The following is a 24702-nucleotide window of genomic DNA, read 5'->3' on the forward strand; positions in this document are numbered from 1 at the left end:
ATATTTACCTATCGATCGTTAAGTTAATGCTTACGACCCTACTATAAAATTCATCTGCATAGGTATAATAATCATGAAAACCGTTAATACTCTGGCTATTGCCGCCGTTCTTAGCTCCCTCTCTTTCGCCAGCTTTGCCGCTGTTGAGGTGCAGTCCACCCCAGCCGGCCAGCATAAAGTGGGTACTATCTCAGCTTCCGCAGGGACTAACCTGGGTTCGCTGGAAGACCAGCTGGCGCAGAAAGCGGATGAGATGGGCGCCACCTCATACCGTATTACTTCGGTAACCGGTCCGAATACCCTTCACGGTACCGCGGTTATCTACAAGTAAACCCGATGCGTCGCTGCCCGGCCCCCTTCACCGGTCAGCGATGAGTAATACCCTGTTGTACCCCTGTTTGACCCTTGCCAACAAAAAACCCGCCTTCAGGCGGGTTTTTTGTTTTCTGCAGCGTGAGGTTACAGCGACTGCGGGCCGGGGTCCGCATGACGGGTGACGTCAATGGGCATGCCCGAGCGGTAATTCATCGCGCGCTCCATCACTGTTCCGTCGGTCTGCGGCGCCTGTTTGAACGCCTTCATGGCCGCGTTAAGCGTAATAGGCAGGGTCTGCGGGTCATCATCGATATGCTCAGACAGCGGCTGATGGACCTCAACTAGACGGCGACCGTCCGGCTCTACCGACGCCTTGATCGGCGTGTTGATAATATTCACCTTCGTGCCCGGCGAGATGGCGTTGTACAGCGCCTTGATATCGTTGTCGCGCAGACGAATACAGCCGGAGCTGACGCGCATACCAATGCCGAAATCGGCATTGGTGCCGTGCAGGAGATAGACTCCGCCATAGGCGGCGAGGCGGATGGCGTGATGTCCCATCGGGTTGTCAGGACCGGCAGGCACCACCGCCGGCAGCTCAATCCCCATCGCTTTGTAGCGCGCGCGAATGTTGGCGGTTGGCGTCCAGGTCGGATTGGCCCGCTTGTCGGACACGGTCGTAACCATTGTCGGCGTGATGGTGGTTCCGCCCAGCTGGCCGATGCCGATCGGGTAGACGGTCACTTCATTCTTGCCCGGCGGGTAATAGTAGAGGCGCAGTTCGGCAAGGTTAATCACCAGCCCTTCGCGCGGCGCATCGGGCAGCAGCGTCTGCAGGGGGATGGTCAGCACGCTGCCGGCGCGCGGAACGTAGGGGTCCACCCCGGGATTGGCCTGCAGCAGGGCCAGGAAGCCGACATTGTACTTTTTGGCAATCGCCTCCAGCGAACCGCCGTTATCCTGCACCACATGGAACTGATTCTGCCCCACCAGTCGGCTGCCCGGCGGGGGTAGGGGCCAGGTGTTAGCGCGCGCGGGCAGCGCCAGCGCAGCAACCAGCGCGACCAGCGCCAGCATCAAGGGGAAACGGATTCTCATTACCATAACTCCAAAATATATAAGTGGTTATTTTTATATGAAAAAGGAGATGAGATTATGGCGTGAGTCTGTGTGGGGAAATCCAGGCGGATTGCAAAATGTTTGTAAAGATTGCCAGATATGTGGAAAGGGGGATACGGCGTAACGGCCATATCCCCCCGCGATCAGGCGACGGCGTTCTCTTCCAGCTGGCGCATGAACTGGCGAACCCAGTCCATCCGCGTCTTACGCTCCTCGAGATCCTGCATGAACTTCAGGCGCGTCGGCCCGTCCAGGCGGAAGTGCTGCGGCTGCTTCTGCAGCAGGCCAATTAACCACACCGGATTGACGTTGTTTTTCTCGTTAAATTCGATCACGCCGCCTTTTTCGTTACTTTCCAGTTTACGGATCCCCAGCTTCTGCGCCTGCTGACGCAGACGGGCGATATCCAGCAGGTTGCGGGCGGCGTCGGGCAGGCGGCCAAAACGATCGATCAGCTCGACTTTGATCTCCTCCAGATCCTGTTCGTTTTTGGCGCTGGCAATGCGCTTATAGAACGACAGGCGGGTATTGACGTCGGGGATGAAATCGTCAGGCAGCAGGGAAGGCATGCGCAGTTCGACTTCCGTCTGCTGGCTGGTGAGATCCTCCAGCGACGGCTCGCGCCCGGCTTTCAGCGCATCCACCGCATTCTCCAGCAGCTCCATATACAGGGAGAAGCCGATGGTCTCCATCTGACCGCTCTGATCTTCGCCCAGCAGTTCCCCGGCGCCGCGGATCTCCAGATCGTGGGTAGCTAGCGCAAAGCCGGCACCGAGATCTTCCAGCGAGGCAATGGCTTCAAGGCGCTTTTGCGCATCGGTGGTCATCGCCTTTGGATGTGGCGTCAGCAGCCAGGCATAGGCCTGGTGATGGGAGCGGCCAACGCGGCCGCGCAGCTGGTGCAGCTGGGCGAGGCCAAAATGGTCGGCGCGTTCGATGATGATGGTGTTGGCGGTGGGAATGTCGATCCCGGTTTCGATGATGGTGGTGCACACCAGCACATTGAAGCGCTGGTGATGGAAGTCATTCATCACCCGCTCCAGCTCACGCTCCCGCATCTGACCGTGGCCGATGGCGATCCGCGCTTCAGGCACCAGCTCCGCCAGTTTGTCGGCGGCTTTCTGGATGTTCTCGACGTCATTAAACAGGTAGTAAACCTGGCCGCCGCGCAGCGTTTCACGCAGGATCGCCTCGCGCACCACCAGCGCATCGTATTCGCGAACGAAGGTCTTTACCGCCAGGCGGCGCGCCGGCGGCGTGGCGATGATCGACAGATCCCGCATCCCGCTCATCGCCATGTTCAGCGTTCGCGGGATCGGCGTGGCGGTGAGGGTCAGGATATCGACATCGGCGCGCATCGCTTTGATACGCTCTTTATGCCGCACGCCAAACCGGTGCTCTTCGTCGACGATCAGCAGCCCCAGATCGCGGAGCTTCACCTCGCTCTGCAGCAGCTTGTGGGTGCCGATCAAGATATCGATTTTGCCTTCCGCGGCCTGCTCGAGGATCTGCGCCTGCTCCTTAGCGCTGCGGAAACGGGAGAGCATTTCGATGCGTACCGGCCAGTTGGCGAAACGATCGCGGAAGTTGTCATAGTGCTGCTGAGCCAGCAGGGTGGTCGGCACCAGTACCGCCACCTGTTTGTGGTTCTCCACAGCGAGGAAGGCGGCGCGCATGGCCACTTCGGTCTTGCCGAAGCCCACATCGCCACACACCAGGCGGTCCATGGCCAGCGGCTGGCACATATCGCTGAGGACGGCGTTGATCGCCTGCGCCTGATCCGGCGTGGTTTCAAACGGGAAACCGTCGCAGAACAGCTGATACTGTTCGCGGTCGTGTTTAAAGGCAAAACCGGCTTTCGCTGCGCGCTGGGCGTAGATATCCAGCAATTCGGCCGCGACGTCGCGTACCTTCTCGGCCGCTTTTTGCCGCGCCCGGGTCCAGGCATCGCCGCCCAGCTTATGCAGGGGCGCGTTCTCTTCCGCTCCGCCGGCGTAGCGGCTAATAAGATGCAGGGAGGAGACCGGAACGTATAATTTGGCATCGTTAGCGTAGGTCAGCATCAGGTATTCGCCGGTGATGCCGCCCGCCTCCAGGGTGGTCATCCCCGCATAGCGTCCCACGCCGTGTTCCAGGTGAACGACCGGCTGGCCGATATGCAGTTCGGCAAGGTTGCGAATGAGTGTGTCAGGGTTAATGGTGCGACGGGAATCCTGACGACGGCGCGCGACGCGCTCGCCGAGCAGGTCGCTCTCGCAAATCAGCGCCAGGCCGCGCTGGCTGTCGATAAACCCGTGCTCGGCGGCGCCAATCATCAGATAGCGCCCGTTGCCGGTGGCTTCCTCCAGGCGCAGCAGGTGTTTTGGCGCAACTTTAATCCGCGCCAGCATTTCGCTCAGCGCTTCACGGCGACCCTCGCTTTCCACCGAGAAGATAACCGGGCCGGTAAACGCTTCGAGGAAGCGGCGCAGATTATCCAGCGGCGCTTTGTTTTGTGCCTGGACGGCGATGTCCGGCAGCGTCTGGTAGCCCAGATTGGTATTTGCCGCTTTGTCCGCCAGGCGCTCGGTTTTCAGCTGTACGCGCGGCCACTTTTTCAGTTCGCTAAACAGCTCATCGCTGCGCAGCCACAGCAGTTCCGGCGGCAGGAGCGGGCGCATCGGATCGACGCCGCGGTTTTCAAAACGGGCGCGGGCTTCATTCTGGAAACGCTCCGCGCTGGCCTCGAGATCGCCGGTGTTGACGATCAGCGTGCTGGACGGGAAATAGCTGAATAACGGCGGCAGCGGCTCGCTGAAGAACAGCGGCTGCCAGTATTCGATACCGGCAGGCAGCGTCCCTTTACTGACCTGCTGATAGATATGCTCGGCATCGCGTTTCACTTCAAAGCGGTCGCGCCACTGGCTGCGGAACAGCTCGATGGCGGTCTGATCGGTGGGGAATTCGTGCGCCGGGAGCAGGTTAATGGCCGCCACTTCCTCCAGCGTGCGCTGGCTGTCGACGTCGAACAGGCGCAGGCTGTCGATTTCATCGTCAAAGAAATCGAGGCGGTAGGGCTGGTCGCTGCCCATCGGGAACAGATCGAGCAGCGCGCCGCGGGTAGCATATTCGCCATGCTCCATCACCTGATCGACATGGCGGTAGCCGGCCCCCTCAAGCTGATCGCGCAGCGCATCGCGCGACAGGCGCTGACCCTTTTTCATCACCAGCGCGTGGCCGTGAAGGAAGCTGTGCGGACAGACGCGCTGCATCAGCGTGCTGACCGGGACGATCAGCACGCCGCGCTGCATGGTGGGTAACTGGTAAAGGGTGGCAAGACGGGAGGAGATGATGTCCTGATGCGGTGAGAAGCTGTCATAAGGGAGCGTCTCCCAGTCCGCCAGCCCCATCACCATGCTGTCGGTGAACTGCCTGATCTCGTCGTTCAGACGCAGCGCGTTTTGCATGTCAGGCGCCACCAGCACCACCGGGCCCTTGTGGCGTTCGGCCATCTCCGCCACCAGGGTGGCGCAGGCTGCGCCGGTCAACTCGCCAAGCTGGCGCTGGTCACCGGCTTTCACCGGCAATGAGTATCGATATTGTTCAGGCATAGACGGTTTCATGGTCTCTTAGGGATTCGCTCTGCCGATATGGAGGGCAACTCGCTGATATTCAATAGTGAGATTATCCGCGATTGGTCTGGATTCGCCAACCCGAATTGCCATCGCGTGTTGGGTGAAGAAAGGTCAGCGCTGTCGATAAGCGTAAAGATAAATAAGTAAGTACTTATCTATCCGTTTGTATTTGCTTGGGTTTTAGGATTTTTGCTAATAAAGTCGTCAGGTATCAGTCATTTACGCTGCCCCTAATCGCTTATATACTCGGGAATCGGCTATCAGCAACCAGATGGATGACATGTATCAACCTGCCGCACTCTTTATCGGCCTGCGCTATATGCGTGGGCGAGCAGCCGACCGCTTCGGTCGCTTCGTCTCCTGGCTTTCCACCATCGGTATTACCCTCGGCGTCATGGCGCTGGTGACGGTCCTGTCGGTGATGAACGGCTTTGAACGCGAGCTGCAAAACAACATCCTGGGGCTGATGCCCCAGGCCATACTTAGCGCCAAACAAGGTTCGGTGAATCCCCAACAGCTGCCGGAGCGCGAGGCGAAACTCCAGGGCGTAACCCGGGTGGCGCCGATCACCACCGGCGACGTGGTGCTGCAGAGCGCGCGCAGCGTGGCGGTCGGGGTCATGCTGGGCATCGACCCGGCGCAGAACGATCCCCTGACCCCGTATCTGGTGAACGTCAAACAGAGCGATCTGCAGGCGGGTAAATATAACGTTATTCTCGGCGAGCAGCTGGCGGGTCAGCTGGGGGTTAATCGCGGCGATAAAATTCGTCTGATGGTTCCTTCCGCCAGCCAGTTTACGCCGATGGGCCGCGTGCCGAGCCAGCGCCTGTTTACGGTCATCGGCACCTTCGCTGCCAACAGCGAAGTCGATGGTTATCAGATGCTGACCAACATCGACGACGCTTCCCGTTTGATGCGCTATCCGCTGGGGAATATCACCGGCTGGCGCCTGTGGCTGGATAAACCGCTGCAAGTGGATACCCTCAGCCAGCAGACGCTGCCGCCGGGCACCCAGTGGCAGGACTGGCGCGAGCGCAAGGGTGAACTGTTCCAGGCGGTGCGCATGGAGAAAAATATGATGGGCCTGCTGCTCAGCCTGATCGTCGCCGTCGCGGCCTTCAACATTATTACCTCGCTGGGGATGATGGTGATGGAAAAGCAGGGCGAAGTGGCGATCCTGCAGACCCAGGGGCTGACGCCGCGGCAGATTATGGCCGTCTTCATGGTGCAGGGCGCCAGCGCAGGGATCGTCGGCGCGCTGCTGGGAGCGGTGCTTGGTGCGCTGCTGGCCAGCCAGTTGAATAATTTAATGCCGATCATCGGCGCCTTCCTTGACGGCGCGGCGCTGCCGGTGGCGATTGAGCCGCTGCAGGTCGTCGTTATCGCCCTGGTGGCGATGGCGCTGGCATTGTTGTCTACGTTGTACCCTTCCTGGCGCGCTGCCGCCACTCAACCCGCTGAGGCTTTACGTTATGAATAAGATCCTGCTGCAATGCGACAACCTGTGCAAACGCTATCAGGAAGGCAATGTGCAAACCGATGTCCTGCACAATGTCAGCTTCAGCATTGATGAAGGCGAGATGATGGCCATCGTCGGTACCTCCGGCTCCGGCAAAAGTACCCTGCTGCATCTGCTGGGCGGCCTCGATACCCCCACCTCTGGCGACGTGATTTTCTCCGGCCAGCCGATGAGCAAGCTCTCCACCGCCGCGCGCGCCGACCTGCGTAACCGCGAGCTGGGCTTTATCTATCAGTTCCACCATCTGCTGCCGGACTTTAGCGCACTGGAGAACGTGGCGATGCCGCTGCTGATTGGCAAAAAGAAGCCGGCGGACATTGAACGCCAGGCGAAAGCGATGCTGCAGGCGGTCGGGCTTGAACACCGTAGCCATCACCGTCCGTCGGAACTCTCCGGTGGCGAACGCCAGCGGGTGGCGATTGCCCGCGCGCTGGTGAACAAACCGCGACTGGTATTGGCGGATGAGCCGACCGGTAACCTCGACGCTCGCAACGCCGACAGCATCTTCCAGCTGCTGGGCGAACTGAACCTCGCGCAGCGCACCGCGTTTCTGGTGGTGACCCACGACCTGCAGCTGGCGAAGCGGATGAGCCGCCAGCTGGAGATGCGCGATGGCCGCCTGACCGCCGACCTGACCCTGATGGGGGCCGAGTAATGGCCTCTCCGTTATCGTTACTGATTGCATTGCGTTTCAGCCGCGGCCGGCGGCGCGGCGGCATGGTGTCGCTGATCTCGGTGATCTCCACCATCGGTATTGCGCTGGGGGTGGCAGTGCTGATCGTCGGCCTCAGCGCGATGAACGGCTTTGAGCGCGAGCTGAATAACCGCGTGTTGGCGGTGGTGCCGCACGGTGAAATCGAACCCGTGAACCAGCCGTGGAATAACTGGCAGGAGGCGCTGGCTAAGGTGCAGAAAGTGAAGGGGATAGTCGCCGCGGCGCCCTATATTAACTTCACCGGCCTGGTGGAAAGCGGCAGCAATATGCGCGCCATCCAGGTGAAAGGGGGCGACCCGCAGCAGGAAACCCGGCTCAGCGCGCTGCCCACCTTTGTGCAGAATAACGCGTGGGCCGGCTTCAAGGCCGGTGAACAGCAGGTGATTCTGGGTAAAGGCGTCGCTGATGCGCTGCACGTGAAGCAGGGAGACTGGGTGTCGATCATGATCCCTAACGCCGACGCCGACCATCAGCTGCTGCAGCCGAAACGCGTCAGGCTGCACGTGACCGGTATTTTGCAGCTGAGCGGCCAGCTCGATCATAGTTTTGCCATGATCCCGATGCAGGATGCGCAGCAGTACCTGGAGATGGGCGGCAGCGTGACCGGTATCGCCATCAAGGTCACGGACGTTTTCCATGCTAACAAGCTGGTGCGCGACGCCGGCGAGGTGACCAACAGCTACGTATATATCAAGAGCTGGATCGGCACCTACGGCTATATGTATCGCGATATCCAGATGATCCGCGCCATTATGTACCTGGCAATGGTGCTGGTGATCGGCGTGGCTTGCTTTAACATCGTCTCGACGCTGGTGATGGCGGTCAAAGACAAGAGCGGCGATATTGCGGTGCTGCGCACGCTTGGCGCAAAAGACGGCTTAATTCGCGCGATTTTCGTGTGGTATGGTTTATTAGCCGGATCGGTAGGCAGCCTGTTTGGGGTGGTGATCGGCGTGATCTGCGCGTTGAACCTGACGTCAATCATCAACGGCATCGAATACCTGATTGGGCATAAATTCCTCTCCGGCGACATCTATTTTATTGACTTCCTGCCGTCAGAACTGCACTGGCTGGACGTCTTTTATGTGCTGGTGACAGCACTGTTGCTGAGTTTGCTGGCCAGCTGGTATCCCGCCCGCCGCGCCAGCCGTATCGACCCGGCGAGGGTGCTGAGTGGCCAGTAATTTATCGTCATCGTCGGCCTGGCTGACGACACAAGAGGAATTGCTGAAATGTACTATGGATTTGACATTGGCGGCAGCAAGATAGCGCTGGGCGTATTTAATCAGGAGCGGCGGCTGCAGTGGGAAAAACGCGTCGCCACGCCGAAAAGCAGTTATGAGGATTTTCTCCAGGCAGTAGAGGCGCTGGTCCGCGAGGCCGATGAGCGCTTCGACCAGCAGGGGTCGGTTGGGATCGGTATCCCGGGGATGCCGGAAACGGCGGACGGCACGCTGTATGCCGCTAACGTGCCTGCCGCCAGCGGCCGGCCGCTGCGCGCCGACCTCAGCGCGCGGCTGGGACGCGATGTGCGCCTCGATAATGACGCCAACTGCTTCGCGCTGTCGGAAGCGTGGGACGATGAGTTTACGCAATACCCGCTGGTGATGGGGCTGATCCTCGGCACCGGCGTGGGCGGCGGCCTGGTGTTGAACGGTAAATCGATTACCGGACATAGCTATATCACCGGCGAGTTTGGTCATATTCGTCTGCCGGTGGATGCCCTGGAGGTGGTCGGGCGTGATTTTCCGCTGCTTCGCTGCGGCTGCGGCCAGCTGGGCTGCATTGAAAATTATCTCTCCGGCCGCGGTTTTGCCTGGCTGTATGAACATTTTTATCAGCAACCGCTCACCTCGCCGGAGATTGTGGCGCAGTGGCAGCAGCACGATCCGCGCGCCCTGGCGCACGTAGAGCGCTATCTCGATCTGCTGGCGGTGTGTCTGGGGAATATACTGACCATTGTCGACCCGGATTTGCTGGTGCTCGGCGGTGGATTATCTAACTTTACGGCCATTAGCGAAGGGCTGGCGCAGCGATTGCCGCGCCATCTTCTGCCGGTCGCCAGAGTACCGCGCATTGAGCGCGCGCGCCACGGCGATGCCGGGGGAATGCGCGGTGCGGCCTTCCTTCATCTGACTCATTAATCACAGAGGTAGCTATGCAGTCGCGCCGTTTACATCGATTGAGCCGTTTTCGTCGCAATAAACGTCAGTTGCGTGACCGTCTGCGTCAGCGGATTTTCTTTAGGGAGGACAGGATGAAGCCTGAAGCGATGGCCAAACCGAGAGTGGTGGTGTTAACCGGCGCGGGGATATCGGCGGAGTCGGGGATCAAAACTTTCCGCGCGGCCGATGGCCTGTGGGAAGAGCATCGGGTGGAAGATGTGGCGACGCCGGAAGGTTTTGCCCGCGACCCGGCGCTGGTGCAGGCGTTCTACAACGCCCGCCGTCGTCAGCTGCAGAGTCCGGAGATCGCGCCGAACGCGGCGCATCTGGCGCTGGCGCGTCTGGAGGATCTGCTGGGCGACCATTTTCTGCTGGTCACCCAGAATATCGATAATCTGCACGAACGCGCCGGCAACCGCCGGGTAATCCATATGCACGGCGAGCTGCTGAAGGTGCGCTGTTCGTGGAGTGGCCAGGTACTGGAGTGGACCGGCGACGTCACCGCAGAGGACAAGTGCCACTGCTGCCAGTTCCCGGCGGCGCTGCGTCCCCACGTGGTCTGGTTTGGCGAAATGCCGCTGGGGATGGACGAGATCTACAGCGCGCTGGCCGAAGCGGATATCTTTATCGCCATCGGCACCTCCGGCCACGTTTATCCGGCGGCCGGCTTTGTGCACGAGGCGCGGCTGCACGGCGCCCACACCGTTGAACTGAACCTGGAGCCCAGCCAGGTGGGCAGCGAGTTTGCCGAAAAGCACTACGGACTGGCGAGCGAAGTGGTGCCCGCCTTTATCGATAAGCTGCTGCAGGAAAACGCGCTGTAAACTGAAGCAGCCTGCCGGGGACGAGGGCGACGCCCGCCGCCTCCGGCAGCGCTGCTGACAAGGATGATACGTCATGACAGGAGTCAGACCATGCATAATCCCCTGGTCATTGAATCGATCGCCTTGATCGCGGCCATTCTCGTTGGCGTCTGGAGCCAGCGTGCTTTACCGCTACACGCCGACAGCCGACCGATCCTCTTCCTGCTGTGTCTGTTCGTCGGCACCGGCAGCGCATTGTGCCTGCTGCTGGATGGTTTAGCCCTGTTGCTAACCGGCCAGATAGCGACCGGCGGTGTGCGAATATACGGCCCGTTGCTGCTGCTGGTGGTGCTGTGGAAACCTCTCAACGGGATCTTCGGCATCATTGAAGATTTTGTGCATCGGCGAGCCGCAAAAGGGAAGGGCAAAGACCAGCGCGACGGCGGTCGACGCTGATCCGCTTCCCCCTGAGACGCGCATAACTTTCTCCTGGCTACCGTCAGCCCCCGGCGGTCGCTCTGACGATATCGCCCGGACCGGCGCCGGGCAATGACCTCCATCCTGCCATTCTCGGCTTCTCCTTTCTGAGCGATTCCCTACTCTATTTTGTGCGTGGCCGCTGATTTCTGTACGTTTTTTTGTGCATACCGGCAAATGTAGACCAGATTCAATAGGCGTCCGCACGTTCGCGCCGCGACCCTGTTCCCCCGCCCGGAAGTCTGCAAAGGAGACCCCGCCATGCCGTCACCGATGATTTATCAGGATCTTACCACCACCGCGCTGCTCAACCATGCGGCGCAATACCACAGCGAGACCGAGATCGTCTCGGTGAGCGCTGGCGGTGAGAAGGAGCGCAGCAGCTGGGGGGAGGTGGCCTGCCGCGCTCAGCGGCTGGCGTCGGCGCTGGCATCATTGGGGCTGCCACCGGGCGCCCGCTGCGCCACCCTCGCATGGAACAACCGTCGCCACCTGGAGATCTATTTTGCCGTCGCCTCCGGCGGCTGGGTAACGCATACCGTCAATCCGCGGCTATCGGTTGACCATCTACTGTATATCCTCAACGACGCTGCCGACGAAGTGCTGTTCTTTGATCAGACCTTTTTGCCGCTGGTGACGCAGCTGCTGGCGCAGCTGCCGACGGTGAAACACGTCGTGCTGATGGAGCCGCGCAGCGAAGCGGCGCTCAGCCAGCTGCCCTCATTGCTGTTTTATGACGATCTGTTGCAGCAGGGGACAGTAGACTACCGCTGGCCGCAGTTGAATGAACTGACGCCGGCCTCGCTCTGCTATACCTCGGGAACCACTGGCCGGCCGAAAGGGGTGTTGAATACCCATCGTTCGCTGGTCCTGCACGCTTTGAGCGGCAATCAGCCGGACGCCGCCGGGATATCGGCCAGGGACAGTCTGTTGCCGGTGGTGCCGATGTTCCATGTCAACGCGTGGGGGACGCCGTTTATCGCCGCCATGGTCGGGGCGCGGCTGGTGCTGCCGGGGCCGCACCTCGATGGCGACAGCCTGCTGCAGCTGCTGGCTGCCGAGAAAGTAACCGTGGGGTTTGGCGTACCGGTGATCTGGGCCGGCTTGCTGGCGGCGATGCGTCGGACAGACGTGAGAATGCCTGAATTCAAACGTGCGCTGGTTGGTGGTTCCGCGCTGCCGCCGTCGATGGCCGAGGCCTTTCAGCGCGATTACGGCATTGCGCTGACCCACGCCTGGGGAATGACCGAAACATCGCCTATCGGCACCATCAACACGCTGTTGAGCAAACATGACGCCCTCCCGGCACAGGAGCAGCAAAAGCAGCGTACCGGTCAGGGGCGGCCTATTTTTGGCATCGAGCTGCAGGTGGTCGACGTGGATGGCGAACCGTTGCCCCGGGATGGTCAAAGTCAGGGGTATCTGCAGGTGAGGGGGCACTGGGTGGTAGAGCAATACTATGGTCAGGACGACAGCGCCCTGACCGCGGCAGGCTGGTTTGATACCGGCGATATCGGTACGCTCGACGCCAATGGTTATCTGGTGATCAGCGATCGGGCAAAGGATATTATCAAGTCCGGTGGCGAGTGGATCTCCACCGTTGAGCTGGAGAATATTGCCATCGCGCATCCGGCGGTACGCAGCGCGGCGGCCATCGCCGCCCGCCACCCGCGCTGGGACGAACGGCCGGTGCTGCTGTGCGTCCGCGCGGAAGGGGGGAAGTGGAGGAGAGCGATCTGCTGGCCTGGTTTGAGAAACGGGTGCCTAAATGGCAGATCCCGGACCGGGTGATATTTGTCGATGCGCTGCCGGTCAGCGCCACGGGTAAGGTGCTTAAAAACCAGCTGCGCCAGGCCTACGGGGAAATTTTAATGAGTGAGGGACAATGAGCCACGCGCGACCCGGTCTGACGACCTGCTCTCAGTATGACGCAGCGCTGCACGCCTTGTCGGCGGCGCGCCAGCGCTGGGCGGAAACCTCAGTGAACCGTCGTCTGGCGCTCCTGCGCCAGATCAAGGATGCCCTGGCCAGCATAGCGCCGGCGTGGGTGGAGGCGGCGGCGAGGGCTAAAGGGCTGCCGGCGGGGGATCCGCTGACGGGCGAAGAATGGCTGGCGGGCCCCTGCGCGCTAATGGTCGGCTGCAACGGGCTTATCGCCACCCTGGAGCAACTGGAGGAGAAAACCTTTCTGCGGCGGATCCCGCTGAGGACGCTGGCGGACGGCCGGCTGGCGCTGCGGGTGGTGCCCGGCACGCTCTGGGATCGGCTGCTGCTCTCCGGTATTCGCGCTGAAATTTGGATGCAGCCGGGAGTCACCCGGGGCAATCTCGATCGCTGCGCGGCAGCCGCATACGACATCCCGCCGGCCGCGCGGCAGGGCAAGCTGGCGCTGGTGCTCGGCGCCGGAAATGTGGCCTCTATCGCGCCGCTGGACGTGTTACACAAGCTGTTTATTGAAAATCAGGTCTGCCTGCTGAAGCTCAACCCGGTGAATGATTATCTGCACGATCTGCTGGCTCAGGCTCTGGCGCCGCTGATCGCCATGGATGCGCTCCGCATCGTCACCGGCGACGCCCGGGCGGGGGCGTGGCTGACCACCCATCCCGCTGTCGATGAGATCCATATCACCGGATCGCGGGAGAGCCATGACGCCATCGTCTGGGGCGACGGGGAGGCCGCTCGCCAGCGTCGGGCCGCCGGGATGCCGCTGAACCCGCGCCGGGTGACCTCAGAGCTGGGCGGGGTCAGCCCCACCATTATCGTCCCCGGGCCATGGAGCGAGGCGGATATCGCTTTTCAGGCGCAGCAGCTGGCGACGCAGAAAATGAACAACGGCGGGTTTAACTGCGTGGCCAGCCAGGTGTTGATCCTGCAGCAGGGCTGGGAGCCGGCGTCGGCTCTGCTTAACCAGCTGTACCGGCTGATCGCCGCCAATACCCGCCAGGACTATTACCCAGGTGCGGAAAACCGGTTGACTAACTTTCGCCTGCGCGCCCGCCAGCCGCTGGAGATAGCGCGCGGCGATGCGCTGCCGTTGATTGTGGCGAACACCGAGGATGACCCCGACTTCTGCCAGCAGGAGGTCTTTGGTCCGGGGCTGTCGATCACCCGCCTTGAGGCCGACAGCGCGGAAAGCTTTCTGCGTCAGGCGATCGGCTATGCCAATCAGCGGCTGCAGGGCACGCTGGGAGCCAATATTGTGATCCACCCGCGCACCCGTAAAGCGATAGGGCGTAAGCGTTTTAACGCGCTGATCGCCGAGCTGCGCTACGGCACGGTGGCGATCAACTGCTGGAGCGGGGTGGCCTTCCTGTTAGCCCCTTGCCCGTGGGGGGCGTTCCCTGGCCATACGCTCGACGATATTCAGAGCGGGCGGGGCAAGGTGCATAACAGCTTTATGCTGGAGAAAACCGAGCGCACGGTGATTGAGGCGCCGTTTCGGCCGTTTCCGCGCAGTCTGTGGCATGGCGAACTGACGCTGATGCCTTTGCCGCCCTGGTTTATTACCCACCGGGGGCAGGAAGCGGTGGCGCAGCGGCTGGCGGATTTTTACCATCGGCCGCGCTGGCGCAAGCTGCCGGCGATCCTCTGGCGCGCGCTGAGAGGCTAAAGTGAGGGCAAAAAAAGGGCGGAACCGCGGTTCCGCCCTGCGGGATTAGCGGCCCGCTTTCAGCTTCTGGTAATACTCTTCATAAAGGGCGCTGGCGCTGCCGACGTCATTCTGCCATTCGCCTTTTTCGATGGTGGCGGCGTCCGGATAGAGCGATTTATCGTTGGCCACTGCCGGGCTGAGCATTTTGCGCGCCGCCAGGTTTGGCGTGGGATAGCCGATGGTTTCCGCGACCTGTTTGGCGACATCCGGGCGCAGCAGGAAGTTAATCAGCTTCAGCGCGCCGTCGACGTTCTTAGCATTTGCCGGAATCGACAGGCTGTCCATCCAGAAGATGCCGCCTTCTTTCGGCCAGATCACTTCCAGCGGAGTACCGGCCTGGCGTGCGACGTAAGCCGAGCCGTTCCATACCATCCCGAGGTTCACTTCGCCTTCCATATACGGGTTCGCCGGGTTATCGGAGTTAAACGCCGCGACGTTGGGCATCAGTTTTTTCAGCTCGTTATAGGCGGCTTCAATCTCTTTCGGGTCGGTCGTGTTGCCGGAATAACCCAGCTTACGCAGCGCCATCTGGAACACTTCGCGTGCGTCGTCGGTCAGCAGCAGGCTGCTTTTGTATTCCGGTTTCCACAGGTCGGCCCAGCTGGTGACGGTTTTCGGATCGATAGCGTCGCTGTTGACGCCGATGGCCGTCGCCCCCCAGATGTAGGGGATGGAGTAGTCGTTATTCGGGTCGAACGGTTTGTTCAGCATCTGCGGATCGAGGTTGCTGAAGTTAGTCAGCTTGCTCTTATCGATCTTCTGCAGCATGCCTTCTTTGCGCATCTTGTCGACGAAGTAGGTCGACGGGACGACCAGGTCGTACGCACCGTCTTTATAGGTCTTGAGTTTGGCGTACATGGTTTCGTTCGACTCGTAGGTCGAGTAAATAACCTTGATGCCGGTCTCTTTGGTGAACTGCTCCAGCAGGCCCGGCGGCACATATTCGGTCCAGTTGTAGAAGTAGAGCGTTTTGCTGTCGTCCGCGTGGGCAGCGCTCATGCCGATTGCCAGAGCGCCCGCCGCGAGCAGGTGGCGTGACCATTTTTTCATTTTTACGTCCCCTGAGTTTTATCACGTGCAATTAACTGACTGGCGATGACCATCACCAGCGACAGAACCAACAGTATCGTTGCCAGGGCGTTCACCTCTGGCGAAACGCCGACCTTCACCATCGAATAGATCTTCAGCGGCAGGATTTCATACCCCGGACCGGTGACGAACGAGGAGACCACCACGTCATCCATCGACAGCGTGAAGCTCAGCAGCCACCCGGCGGCCACCGCCGGCAGGGCCAGCGGTAGGATGATTTTACGCAGGATGGTCATCTCGCTGGCGCCCAGATCTTTCGCCGCCTCCAGCATCCGCACGTCAAAGCCTTTCAGCCGAGAGTATACGGTGACCACCACAAACGGCAGGCAAAAGGTGATATGCGAAAACAGCAGCGACCAGAAGCCAAGCTGGACGCCAATCAGCATAAACAGCACCAGCAGGGAGATAGCCATGACAATATCTGGCGACATCATCACTACAAACAGCATACCGCTAACGAACGGTTTGCCGCGAAAGCGATAGCGATACAGCGCCACGGCGGTCAGCGAGCCGATAAGGGTGGCGAAGGTCGCCGAAAGCACCGCCATGGTCAGCGAGTGCTGGGCGGCCTGCAGCAGGCTATCGTTGTTCATCAGCAGGCTATACCAGTCGGTGGTGAACCCCTGCCAGTTGATGCCGAAGCGCGACCGGTTAAATGAGTTAACGATCAGGATAATAATAGGGATGTAGAGATACGCGTAGATGGCGGTCATAAAGCCGCCGCGCAGCAGTCGACCGATCATTCCAGCTCCACCTTTTTATTCAGCAGGCGCGCCGCGCGCCAGTAAATCAACAGCATCAGGCCCATCACCAGGGTTAAGGTAATGCTGGTTGCCGCGCCGAACGGCCAGTCGCGAATATTGAGGAACTGGCTCTTGATCACGTTGCCGATCAGCAGGTTCTTGGCGCCGCCCATCAGGTCGGAAACGTAGAATAGCCCCATCGCCGGCAACATCACCAGCAGGCAGCCGGCGATGATCCCCGGCATGGTTAGCGGAATGATGATGCGGATAAACGTCTGCAGCTTGCTGGCGCCGAGATCTTTCGCCGCTTCCAGCAGCGGACGGTCCAGTTTCTCAATGCTGGAGTAGAGCGGCATCACCATAAACGGCAGCAGGATGTATACCAGGCCGATAATCACCGCCGACGGGGTGAACATAATGCGTATCGGCGTGTCGATCACTCCCAGCCACAGGAGAAACTCGTTAAGGTAGCCTTTGGTGCTGAGGAAAATCTTCAGCCCGTAGATGCGGATCAACGAGTTGGTCCAGAAGGGAACGATCAGCAGGAACAGCAGCAGGGGGCGCACCTTCTGCGGCAGCCGGGCAAGGAACCACGCAAACGGGTAGCCCAGCGCCAGGCAGGCGAGGGTCGCCAGCAGCGCCATGTTCAGCGAATGCAGCAGCACGTCGTAATAGAGCGGATCCAGCAGCCGCGAGTAGTTGTCCAGCGTGAAGACCAGCTTGACGAAGTTAGCGTCGTCGCGGGTCAGGAAGCTGGTGGCGATGATCATCAGGTTGGGCAGAAAGACAAACAGCACCAGCCAACCAACGATGGTGGCGATCACCACATTCTGGAATTTACTGGTGTTCTTCATCGGCCAGCACCACCTCCCAGCTCTCTACCCAATTGATAGACATTTTCTGATCAAGAGAGTGGTCGAAATCCGGGTCGTCTTCGTTAAAGAATTCGCTGACCATCACCATTTTGCCGTTTTCCAGCTCCACCACCGACTCGAGGGTCATGCCCTTATAGTTGCGCTCGCGGACATAGCCGATCAGGCCGTCGGCGTCGCTGTTGTGGTGGATCTCATCGACGCGCAGATCTTCCGGGCGCAGCAGGACATGCAGGCGCTGGCCGGCCTCCACCGCAAAATTGACGGTGATGTTGCATTCACGCCCTTCCACGCTGGCCCGCACGCGCTGTTCGTCGAGGCGTTCAATGACCGTGGCGTCGAAGATATTGATCTCGCCGATAAAGCTGGCGACGAACAGGTTTTTTGGCTCTTCGTAGATCTCGCGCGGGGTGCCGTCCTGCTCAATTTTGCCATCACGCATCACCACGATGCGATCGGACATGGTCAGGGCCTCTTCCTGGTCGTGAGTGACGAAGACGAAGGTGATGCCGAGCTTACGCTGCAGCGCTTTCAGTTCGTTCTGCATCTGCTTGCGCAGCTTGTAATCCAGCGCCGAAAGGGACTCATCGAGCAGCAGCAGGCGCGGTTTGTTGACCACCGCGCGGGCGATGGCCACGCGCTGCTGCTGGCCGCCGGAGAGCTGGTGCGGTTTGCGCTGGGCAAAGGCCTCCAGCTGCACCATCTTTAAGGCATCCATCACCCGCGGTGTGATTTCCGCCGCCGGGGTTTTCTGCATCCGCAGGCCAAAGGCGACGTTCTCGAACACCGTCATATGCGGAAACAGGGCGTAGCTTTGGAATACGGTATTAACGTGGCGGTTTTCCGCCGGAACATGAGTGATATCGTGATCTTCGAGATGGATCCGTCCGCTGTCGACGTTTTCCAGGCCGGCAATAAGGCGCAGAACGGTGGTTTTACCGCAGCCAGAGGGGCCAAGCAGGGTGAGAAACTCACCATTGTTGATGGTCAGGTTAAGGTTATCGATGACCGTTTTACCATCAAAGCTTTTGCGAATTCCCGCCAGTTGCACCAGCGGCGAGCGCGAACGCGGTTGTATATTCAATTTTTGACTCTGTCCCATGTAGACGCAACGGAAATTTCCGGCCGCTGCGGGGTTTGTGATTAACCACCTTTGGGGTTGCACGTTTTTAATAAGGGCCAGCATTCTACGGCAAACGAGGGTAATCGCCAATCCTTGATACGCCCGCATAGTCTACCTTTACACCATAACGTCGGTTCCGTTATTAAATTTCGCTTTACGGGCTAAAAATGACCTGACGCAATATTTGTCTTTTCTGGCTTATCAATAATGTTGTCACAAAAGAAGAGGGTGGCTACATGGATAAATTGCTTGAGCGTTTTTTGCAGTACGTTTCTTTGGACACGCAGTCGAAGCCTGGCGTTCGTCAGGTCCCCAGCACGGAAGGGCAGTGGAAGCTGTTACGCCTGTTGCAGGCGCAGCTGGAAGAAATGGGACTGGTCAAGGTAACGCTGAGTGAAAAAGGGACGGTAATGGGAACCCTGCCCGCCAACGTTGAGGGCGATATCCCGGCCATCGGCTTTATCTCTCACGTCGACACCTCCCCGGATTTCAGCGGCAAAAACGTTAACCCGCAGATTGTCGAAAACTATCGCGGCGGCGATATCGCGCTCGGCATTGGCGATGAGGTGCTCTCTCCGGTGATGTTCCCGGTTTTGCATCAGCTTTTGGGGCAGACGCTGATCACCACCGACGGGAAGACGCTGCTGGGGGCGGACGACAAGGCCGGCATCGCCGAAATCATGACCGCGCTGGCGACCCTGCAGGCGAAAAACATCCCCCACGGCGATATCCGCGTGGCCTTCACCCCCGATGAAGAGGTGGGAAAAGGGGCGAAGCATTTCGACGTCGAGGCCTTTGACGCCCGCTGGGCCTACACCGTAGATGGCGGCGGGGTCGGCGAACTGGAGTTTGAAAATTTCAATGCCGCCTCGGTGACCATTAAGATCGTCGGCAACAACGTGCACCCCGGCACCGCGAAAGGGGTGATGGTCAACGCGCTGTCGCTGGCCGCGCGCATTCATGCCGAAGTGCCGGCCGACGAGGCGCCGGAGACCACAGAAGGCTATGAAGGCTTTTATCACCTCACCAGCATCAAAGGCAGCGTCGATCGGGCCGAGATGCACTACATCATCCGCGATTTTGACCGCAAGCACTTTGAGGCGCGCAAGCGCAAGATGATGGAGATCGCCAAAAAGGTGGGCAAGGGGCTACATCCGGACTGCTATATCGAGCTGGTGATCGAGGACAGTTATTACAACATGCATGAGCAGGTGATCGCCCACCCGCACGTGGTCGATATTGCCCGCCAGGCGATGGTGGACTGCGATATCGAACCGCAGATGAAACCGATCCGCGGCGGTACCGACGGCGCGCAGCTCTCGTTTATGGGACTGCCGTGCCCGAACCTGTTTACCGGCGGCTACAACTATCACGGCAAACATGAGTTTGTCACCCTGGAAGGGATGGAGAAAGCGGTGCAGGTGATCGTGCGTATCGCCGAGCTGACGGCGGCACGAACAGGGAAATAGCCTTCGCAACCAGGCCGGTCATTCTGCTTGTCGCATAAGATGCCGGATGGCGGCTTTGCCTTATCCGGCATACGGTCCAGCCGGTGACTGCAGAACCCGTAGGCCCGGCAAGCGCAGCGCCGCCGGGCAGGATGGAGACTCAGTCGCCAAAGAACCAGTAGCCGCTGTTGACCAGCGCCGCCAGCATGGCGAGGAAGGAAGGATCTTCCAGCGCATCGCCAAAATGGTCGGCGCGCAGCGTCAGGTGGGTAGCTAAGGCGTCCAGCGCCGGACGGTGCGGGGAGTTGATCTTCTCCCCATTGACGAACACCTCGCCGTCAATGCGCAGCACCCGCAGGCCGCCCAGGCGTTCCAGGGTATCGCCCTGCTGCAGGGCATCATAAATCTCGTCAGGCTGATACGGCGGCTCCGGCGGCGCGACGTCAAGTTCATGACGCGACTGGGTGATAAACTCGCCGAACCACTGCTTAAAGTGCTCCGGTTGGTTAATCAGCCCCAGCATCATCTCGCGCAGGCGGTCGAGTTCGGCCGGTAAAATATCCGCCGGATGGTCGCGCGACGGCACGTCCGGATCGGCGTAGCGCTGGCTGCCCAGTTCGCGCTGGAGAACGTAGTCGGCAAATCCGCTGAACAACTCGCGGGCATTCGGCGCGCGATAGCCGACCGAATAGTTGAGCGAGTTTTCCAGCGAATACCCCTCATGCGGGAATCCTGGCGGAATATAGAGAATATCCCCCGGCTCCATCTCTTCATCGATAATCGCCTCGAAGGGGTCAACCTGCAGCAGGTCCGGATGCGGGCAGTGCTGTTTCATCGGCACTTTTTCCCCGACGCGCCAGCGTCGACGGCCGGTGCCCTGAATGATAAACACATCATACTGATCCAGATGCGGGCCGACGCCGCCGCCCGGTACTGAGAAGGAGATCATCAGGTCGTCGATACGCCAGTCCGGCAGGGCGCGGAACGGATGCATCAGCGCCGCAGACGGCTCATGCCAGTGGTTAACCGCCTGCACCAGCAGGGACCAGTTGTTTTCGCTCAGGTGATCGTAGCTTTCGAAGGGACCGTGACTGACCTGCCATTTTCCATCCTGATGGCTGACAAGGCGGCTATCGACCTCGCTCTCCATGGCCAGTCCAGCCAGTTCGTCCGGGCTCAGCGGGTCGATAAAATTGGCGAAGCCGCGCTTCAATACCACCGGCCGTTTTTGCCAGTAGCGTTCGATAAAGTCGGGCCAGTTAAGCGTTAATTGATAATCCATATTGATATTCCACTGCAGGTGTCTGACAGGGATTATAACGGATGCGGCGTCCCGGCGATGCAGGCGCCGTGAAAAAACTCAACGATTAACTCTCTTTATCTTCCATCAGCTGGCGGCCAAACACCACCTCCATGCAGGCGCCGCCGAGCAGGCTCTCGCCGGCGATGATCTCCCCGTCATATTGTTCGACGATTTCCCGGGCGACGGAGAGCCCCACCCCCTGGCCGGGACGCAGAGTATCCGCCCGCTGGCCGCGGTCGAAGACGGCGCGGCGCTGGCTCGGTGGGATCCCCGGCCCATCGTCTTCCACCAGGATGTGCAGATGACTGTCGGTGGTCTGGCGCACGGAAACCTCCACGAACTCCAGACAGTACTTACAGGCGTTATCGAGAACGTTGCCCATCACTTCCATAAAATCGTTCTGCTCGCCGACAAAACTGATCTCCGGCGAGATGTCGAGCGAGATATTGACCCCCTTGCGCTGATAGACCTTATTGAGGGCGGAGGTCAGGCTGTCGAGCAGGGGGGCGATCGGGTGCAGTTCCCGGCTCAGCAGGGTACCGCCGCTGCGCATGCTGGCGCGATGCAAATAGTAACCAATCTGCTGCGAAATGCGGCTTATCTGCTCCAGCATCACCGGCTCCGCCTCGTCGACGCTGATCTTCTCGCCGCGCAGCGAGCGCAACGTGCTCTGCATCACCGCCAGCGGCGTTTTCAGGCTGTGGGTGAGATCGGTGAGGGTGGTGCGGTATTTGTCATAGCGTTCACGCTCGCTGCGAACCAGCCGGTTAAGGTTGCTCACCAGTCGGGTCAGCTCGCGGGTGGTGTTGGGATTGAGCTTCTCGCGGTGATGTTCCTCCAGCTCGCGCACCTCTTTGGCCAGCGACTCGATGGGGCGCAGGCTCCACCAGGCGGCGACCCACAGCAGGGGGATCACCAGCAACAGGTTGGCGGCCAGCACGTAGATAAACCAGCTCCACACCATATAGCTGCGCTTGAGCTCCACCGGGATGGTGTCGACCACCACGATACTGAGCTGGGGCATTTTGCTGGTGGCTGGGTAGAAGTTGATCGCCACCGAGTGGGTCATCTCCGAATCGTCGCCCTGTTCGCGGATGGCGTCCAGCTGTTCCTGAACCTCATGGTTATTGCGCAACAGCATACTGCTGCTGTCGACATCGGCTTCAATTTCATGGAAGCCATTGCGTTTCAACCAATCCGGTTGAATGCGCTTCGTCAGCCAGGGGACATCGCGCTGCGCCCACAGTAGTTTGCCCTTCTCATCGTAAATAAGGGTCACCGTCGGGCTTTCCATATTCAGATTTTCCGGGATATCGACATCAATGGCGCCGTTCTCCCATTTGGCCAGCATATAAAAGAGATTGCTCTCGCCGCGTAGCAGACGGAAGGTGGTTTTATCGAAGCTGACGCTGTAGCCCACCAGCGCCACCATGCCATAGGCCAGGGAGAGCACCAGCACCACCCCGGCGGTCGCCAGCAGGAAGCGAACCCGTAATGACAGCGGGAAAATATGCCGCAACAGTCCCTTCATCAGCGCAGTTCGAACAGATAGCCCTGGCCGCGCACCGTGGTGATGACGTCCTGCGGGTATTCAGCCTGAATTTTCTTACGCAGCCGGCCCATCAGCACGTCGATGGTATGGCTTTCACGCAGTTCGGCATCCGGGTAAAGCTGGAGCATCAGGGAATCTTTACTGACCACTTTGCCGCGGTTGCGGATCAGGGTTTCCATAATCGTGTACTCAAAGGCCGTCAGCTTGATCGGCTGATCGTTCACCGACAGCTCGCGCCGGGAGAGGTCGACCTGAAACGGCGGCAGAGAGATCACCTGCGAGGCCAGGCCGCTGTTGCGGCGCAGCAGCGCCTGCATGCGAGCGGCAACCTCTTCAATATGGAAAGGCTTGGTGACGTAATCATCCGCCCCGGCGCTGAGCACTTCGACTTTATCCTGCCATCCTTCGCGGGCGGTCAGCACCAGCACCGGCAGCGACACGTCGTGGCTGCGCCAGCGACGGATCAACGATAATCCATCTTCGTCCGGCAGGCCGAGATCGACGATGGCGATATCCGGGAGATGTTCGCCCAGATAGTAATCCGCTTCCTTGGCATCCTCTGCGGCATCGACCTGATGGCCCAGCTCCTGGAGCTGAACTTTGAGGTGGTGACGCAGCAGGGCATTATCCTCAACCACGAGTACGCGCATGGCTGTTCTCCCTTGCAATTTCGAAAGTAGTCTGACGCTTATTATATACGCAAAATATAAACAGCTGTTAAATAAAGCTTTTTATACAAACGGCGTGGAGCATCGCCGGGCAGGCCGGCGTTGAGCGGCGCCTTTTGCGCAGCGGGTATGGAACTCCTTCATTCTATGCGTAATTTCAGCAAACGCCCAGCGGCTGGGCGCGGCAGTGAGCGGGTTGGTGATGTTAATTTTTTGTGTAATAGTGCTCGAATCCTCCCTCAAGAACGCCGCAGGTTATTCATTATGTCTCAACAGCAGAGCGCGGATTGGGTCAGGCTGGCGCAATCGCCCAGCCGCACGGAGCGCATCGAAGCCTTCTTCGGCGGCCACGGCTACGAGCCGCACCGGCATGATACCTACGCCATCGGCCAGACGATCGCCGGCGTGCAGAGCTTTCACTATCGCGGCGGGCTACAGCACAGTCTGCCCGGCGGGACGATGGTCCTTCACCCGGACGAAATACACGATGGCGAGGCGGGCACCGAGGCGGGGTTTCACTACCGCATGGTCTACATTGAGCCAGCGCTGATCCAGAAGATACTCGGCGGCAGGCCATTGCCGTTTATCCCCGGCGGCCTGTCGGCGGATCCACGGCTAGGTCGCGCCGTGCAGCCGCTGTTGAAAGCGGTTACGGATACCTTCGAGCCGCTGGAGGAAGAAGACGCCCTGTACGACCTGGCGCAGACCCTGGCCGTGGTCGGCGGGCAGCGTTCCCGTCGCCAGGCGTTTGATTATCAGGCGGCGGAGAGGGCTCGGGAGTATATCCATGCCTGTTTTATGCAGGATATGACCCTCGACACCTTGTCGCAGGTCAGCGGCCGGGACCGCTGGAGCCTGAGCCGTGATTTCAGAACGCTGTACGGCACCAGCCCGTGGCGCTACGTCATGATGCGCCGGCTCGATTTTTGTCGCCAGCGGATGCGCGCCGGGGAGCGTCTGGTGGATATTGCCGCTGACGCGGGCTTTGCCGACCAGAGCCACATGACGCGCCAGTTTATCAGCCGCTTTGGCCTCTCTCCGGGGCGCTGGCTGCGGGCGATCCGCGGCTAAGGCGGCGCAGGTTGCACAATCGTTCAAGCGTCAACGCGGCGAGGCGAACTATGCTGACTGCCTTTATCACAAGGAGACAGCCTATGTATCAACTCGTTAATCTTGCTCAGAAATTTTCCCTGTTCAGCGAACAATGGCAGCCCAAAGTGGTGGCCGAAATGAATGACTATCAGTTCAAGATCGTGCGCATCGCCGGCGACTTTATCTGGCACAGCCACCCGGAAACCGATGAGACGCTGATGGTGGTGGAGGGGGTATTGCGCGTGGACTTTCGCGACGGACATGTGCTGGTGAAGGCCGGGGAGATGATCGTCGTGCCGCGCGGGGTGGAACATAAGACCTCGACGGAGACGGAAGCGAAGCTGATGCTGATTGAACCGCGCGGGGTGTTAAATACCGGCCACGAGGGCGGCGAGCGGACGGCGGTGAACGACGTTTGGATCTGATCGCTTTC

The 24702-nt window shown here is 59.9% G+C and carries 21 protein-coding genes and 1 pseudogene; 13 read left to right on the top strand and 9 right to left on the bottom strand.

Going from position 1 to position 24702, the window contains the following annotated elements; translation table 11 throughout:
* Positions 1–73 precede the first annotated feature (73 nt).
* Positions 74–331: a multiple stress resistance protein BhsA gene (gene bhsA / locus CE636_RS25070; protein ID WP_002900788.1), complete on the top strand. Its 258-nt coding sequence runs from the start codon at positions 74–76 to the stop codon at positions 329–331.
* Between the two features lie 128 nt (positions 332–459).
* On the opposite strand, the gene ldtC is transcribed toward bhsA, so the two are convergent.
* Entirely contained in the window at positions 460–1413 is a 954-nt protein-coding gene (gene ldtC / locus CE636_RS25075) for a L,D-transpeptidase LdtC (RefSeq protein ID WP_017898955.1), read from the bottom strand.
* 164 nt (positions 1414–1577) lie between these two features.
* Entirely contained in the window at positions 1578–5024 is a 3447-nt protein-coding gene (mfd, locus tag CE636_RS25080; protein WP_017898956.1) for a transcription-repair coupling factor, read from the bottom strand.
* A 39-nt stretch (positions 5025–5063) separates the two neighbouring features.
* On the opposite strand from mfd, the gene CE636_RS29035 reads away from it, so the two are divergent.
* The 9 genes and pseudogenes from CE636_RS29035 to CE636_RS25120 all read left to right on the top strand — a co-directional run bounded on the left by CE636_RS29035 (position 5064) and on the right by CE636_RS25120 (position 14337).
* The gene (locus tag CE636_RS29035; RefSeq protein WP_004140630.1) at positions 5064–5195 is read left to right on the top strand and encodes a hypothetical protein; all 132 of its coding nucleotides are present in this window, start codon (positions 5064–5066) and stop codon (positions 5193–5195) included.
* A 133-nt stretch (positions 5196–5328) separates the two neighbouring features.
* Positions 5329–6528: a lipoprotein-releasing ABC transporter permease subunit LolC gene (gene lolC / locus CE636_RS25085; RefSeq protein WP_004204582.1), complete on the top strand. Its 1200-nt coding sequence runs from the start codon at positions 5329–5331 to the stop codon at positions 6526–6528.
* The gene (gene lolD / locus CE636_RS25090) at positions 6521–7222 is read left to right on the top strand and encodes a lipoprotein-releasing ABC transporter ATP-binding protein LolD (RefSeq protein ID WP_004204584.1); all 702 of its coding nucleotides are present in this window, start codon (positions 6521–6523) and stop codon (positions 7220–7222) included. Before lolC ends, lolD begins: the two co-directional genes overlap by 8 nt.
* Positions 7222–8466, top strand: a complete 1245-nt coding sequence (gene lolE / locus CE636_RS25095) for a lipoprotein-releasing ABC transporter permease subunit LolE (RefSeq protein ID WP_017898958.1) — start codon at positions 7222–7224, stop codon at positions 8464–8466. Before lolD ends, lolE begins: the two co-directional genes overlap by 1 nt.
* Positions 8467–8514: 48 nt before the next feature.
* Positions 8515–9426, top strand: coding sequence for an N-acetylglucosamine kinase (gene nagK, locus CE636_RS25100; protein WP_004204591.1), 912 nt, complete (start codon positions 8515–8517; stop codon positions 9424–9426).
* 14 nt (positions 9427–9440) lie between these two features.
* A complete protein-coding gene (gene cobB / locus CE636_RS25105; RefSeq protein WP_017898959.1) occupies positions 9441–10271 on the top strand; it encodes a Sir2 family NAD+-dependent deacetylase in 831 nt (276 codons plus the stop codon).
* Positions 10272–10361: 90 nt separating this feature from the next.
* Complete coding sequence (locus tag CE636_RS25110; RefSeq protein ID WP_017898960.1) at positions 10362–10706, top strand: hypothetical protein; 345 nt, start codon at positions 10362–10364, stop codon at positions 10704–10706.
* 282 nt (positions 10707–10988) lie between these two features.
* Positions 10989–12616, top strand: a pseudogene (locus CE636_RS25115) (long-chain fatty acid--CoA ligase).
* The gene (locus tag CE636_RS25120; RefSeq protein WP_017898961.1) at positions 12613–14337 is read left to right on the top strand and encodes an aldehyde dehydrogenase family protein; all 1725 of its coding nucleotides are present in this window, start codon (positions 12613–12615) and stop codon (positions 14335–14337) included. Before CE636_RS25115 ends, CE636_RS25120 begins: the two are co-directional and overlap by 4 nt.
* Before the next feature lie 45 nt (positions 14338–14382).
* Here CE636_RS25120 and potD read toward each other — a convergent pair whose 3' ends face one another.
* From potD to potA, 4 genes are read right to left on the bottom strand one after another with little or no spacing between them, the layout of a single operon-like run.
* The gene (gene potD, locus CE636_RS25125; protein WP_017898962.1) at positions 14383–15429 is read right to left on the bottom strand and encodes a spermidine/putrescine ABC transporter substrate-binding protein PotD; all 1047 of its coding nucleotides are present in this window, start codon (positions 15427–15429) and stop codon (positions 14383–14385) included.
* Between the two features lie 2 nt (positions 15430–15431).
* Positions 15432–16211: a spermidine/putrescine ABC transporter permease PotC gene (gene potC / locus CE636_RS25130; RefSeq protein WP_017898963.1), complete on the bottom strand. Its 780-nt coding sequence runs from the start codon at positions 16209–16211 to the stop codon at positions 15432–15434.
* Positions 16208–17065, bottom strand: a complete 858-nt coding sequence (gene potB, locus CE636_RS25135; protein WP_004150812.1) for a spermidine/putrescine ABC transporter permease PotB — start codon at positions 17063–17065, stop codon at positions 16208–16210. The genes potC and potB overlap by 4 nt, the downstream gene beginning before the upstream one ends.
* Positions 17049–18185, bottom strand: a complete 1137-nt coding sequence (gene potA, locus CE636_RS25140) for a spermidine/putrescine ABC transporter ATP-binding protein PotA (protein ID WP_017898964.1) — start codon at positions 18183–18185, stop codon at positions 17049–17051. The genes potB and potA overlap by 17 nt, the downstream gene beginning before the upstream one ends.
* A 257-nt stretch (positions 18186–18442) precedes the next feature.
* On the opposite strand from potA, the gene pepT reads away from it, so the two are divergent.
* Complete coding sequence (pepT, locus tag CE636_RS25145) at positions 18443–19675, top strand: peptidase T (RefSeq protein ID WP_004206633.1); 1233 nt, start codon at positions 18443–18445, stop codon at positions 19673–19675.
* 139 nt (positions 19676–19814) lie between these two features.
* Here the strand turns inward: pepT and CE636_RS25150 are convergent, their stop codons facing one another.
* The 3 genes from CE636_RS25150 to phoP all read right to left on the bottom strand — a co-directional run bounded on the left by CE636_RS25150 (position 19815) and on the right by phoP (position 23159).
* The gene (locus CE636_RS25150) at positions 19815–20936 is read right to left on the bottom strand and encodes a cupin domain-containing protein (RefSeq protein ID WP_004206634.1); all 1122 of its coding nucleotides are present in this window, start codon (positions 20934–20936) and stop codon (positions 19815–19817) included.
* Positions 20937–21021: 85 nt separating this feature from the next.
* Positions 21022–22488 carry a two-component system sensor histidine kinase PhoQ gene (phoQ, locus tag CE636_RS25155; RefSeq protein WP_004206635.1) on the bottom strand — a complete coding sequence of 489 codons (1467 nt, stop codon included), beginning with the start codon at positions 22486–22488 and terminating at the stop codon, positions 21022–21024.
* Entirely contained in the window at positions 22488–23159 is a 672-nt protein-coding gene (gene phoP / locus CE636_RS25160) for a two-component system response regulator PhoP (protein WP_004206636.1), read from the bottom strand. The genes phoQ and phoP overlap by 1 nt, the downstream gene beginning before the upstream one ends.
* Positions 23160–23441: 282 nt before the next feature.
* Here phoP and CE636_RS25165 point away from each other — a divergent pair, with 282 nt between their 5' ends.
* On the top strand, positions 23442–24248 hold the full coding sequence (locus tag CE636_RS25165) for an AraC family transcriptional regulator (RefSeq protein WP_004206637.1): 807 nt from the start codon (positions 23442–23444) through the stop codon (positions 24246–24248).
* Positions 24249–24331: 83 nt separating this feature from the next.
* Positions 24332–24694: a cupin domain-containing protein gene (locus tag CE636_RS25170; protein ID WP_004206638.1), complete on the top strand. Its 363-nt coding sequence runs from the start codon at positions 24332–24334 to the stop codon at positions 24692–24694.
* Positions 24695–24702 lie beyond the last annotated feature (8 nt).

Source organism: Klebsiella sp. LY, assembly GCF_004010915.1.
Taxonomy (GTDB): domain Bacteria; phylum Pseudomonadota; class Gammaproteobacteria; order Enterobacterales; family Enterobacteriaceae; genus Klebsiella; species Klebsiella quasipneumoniae.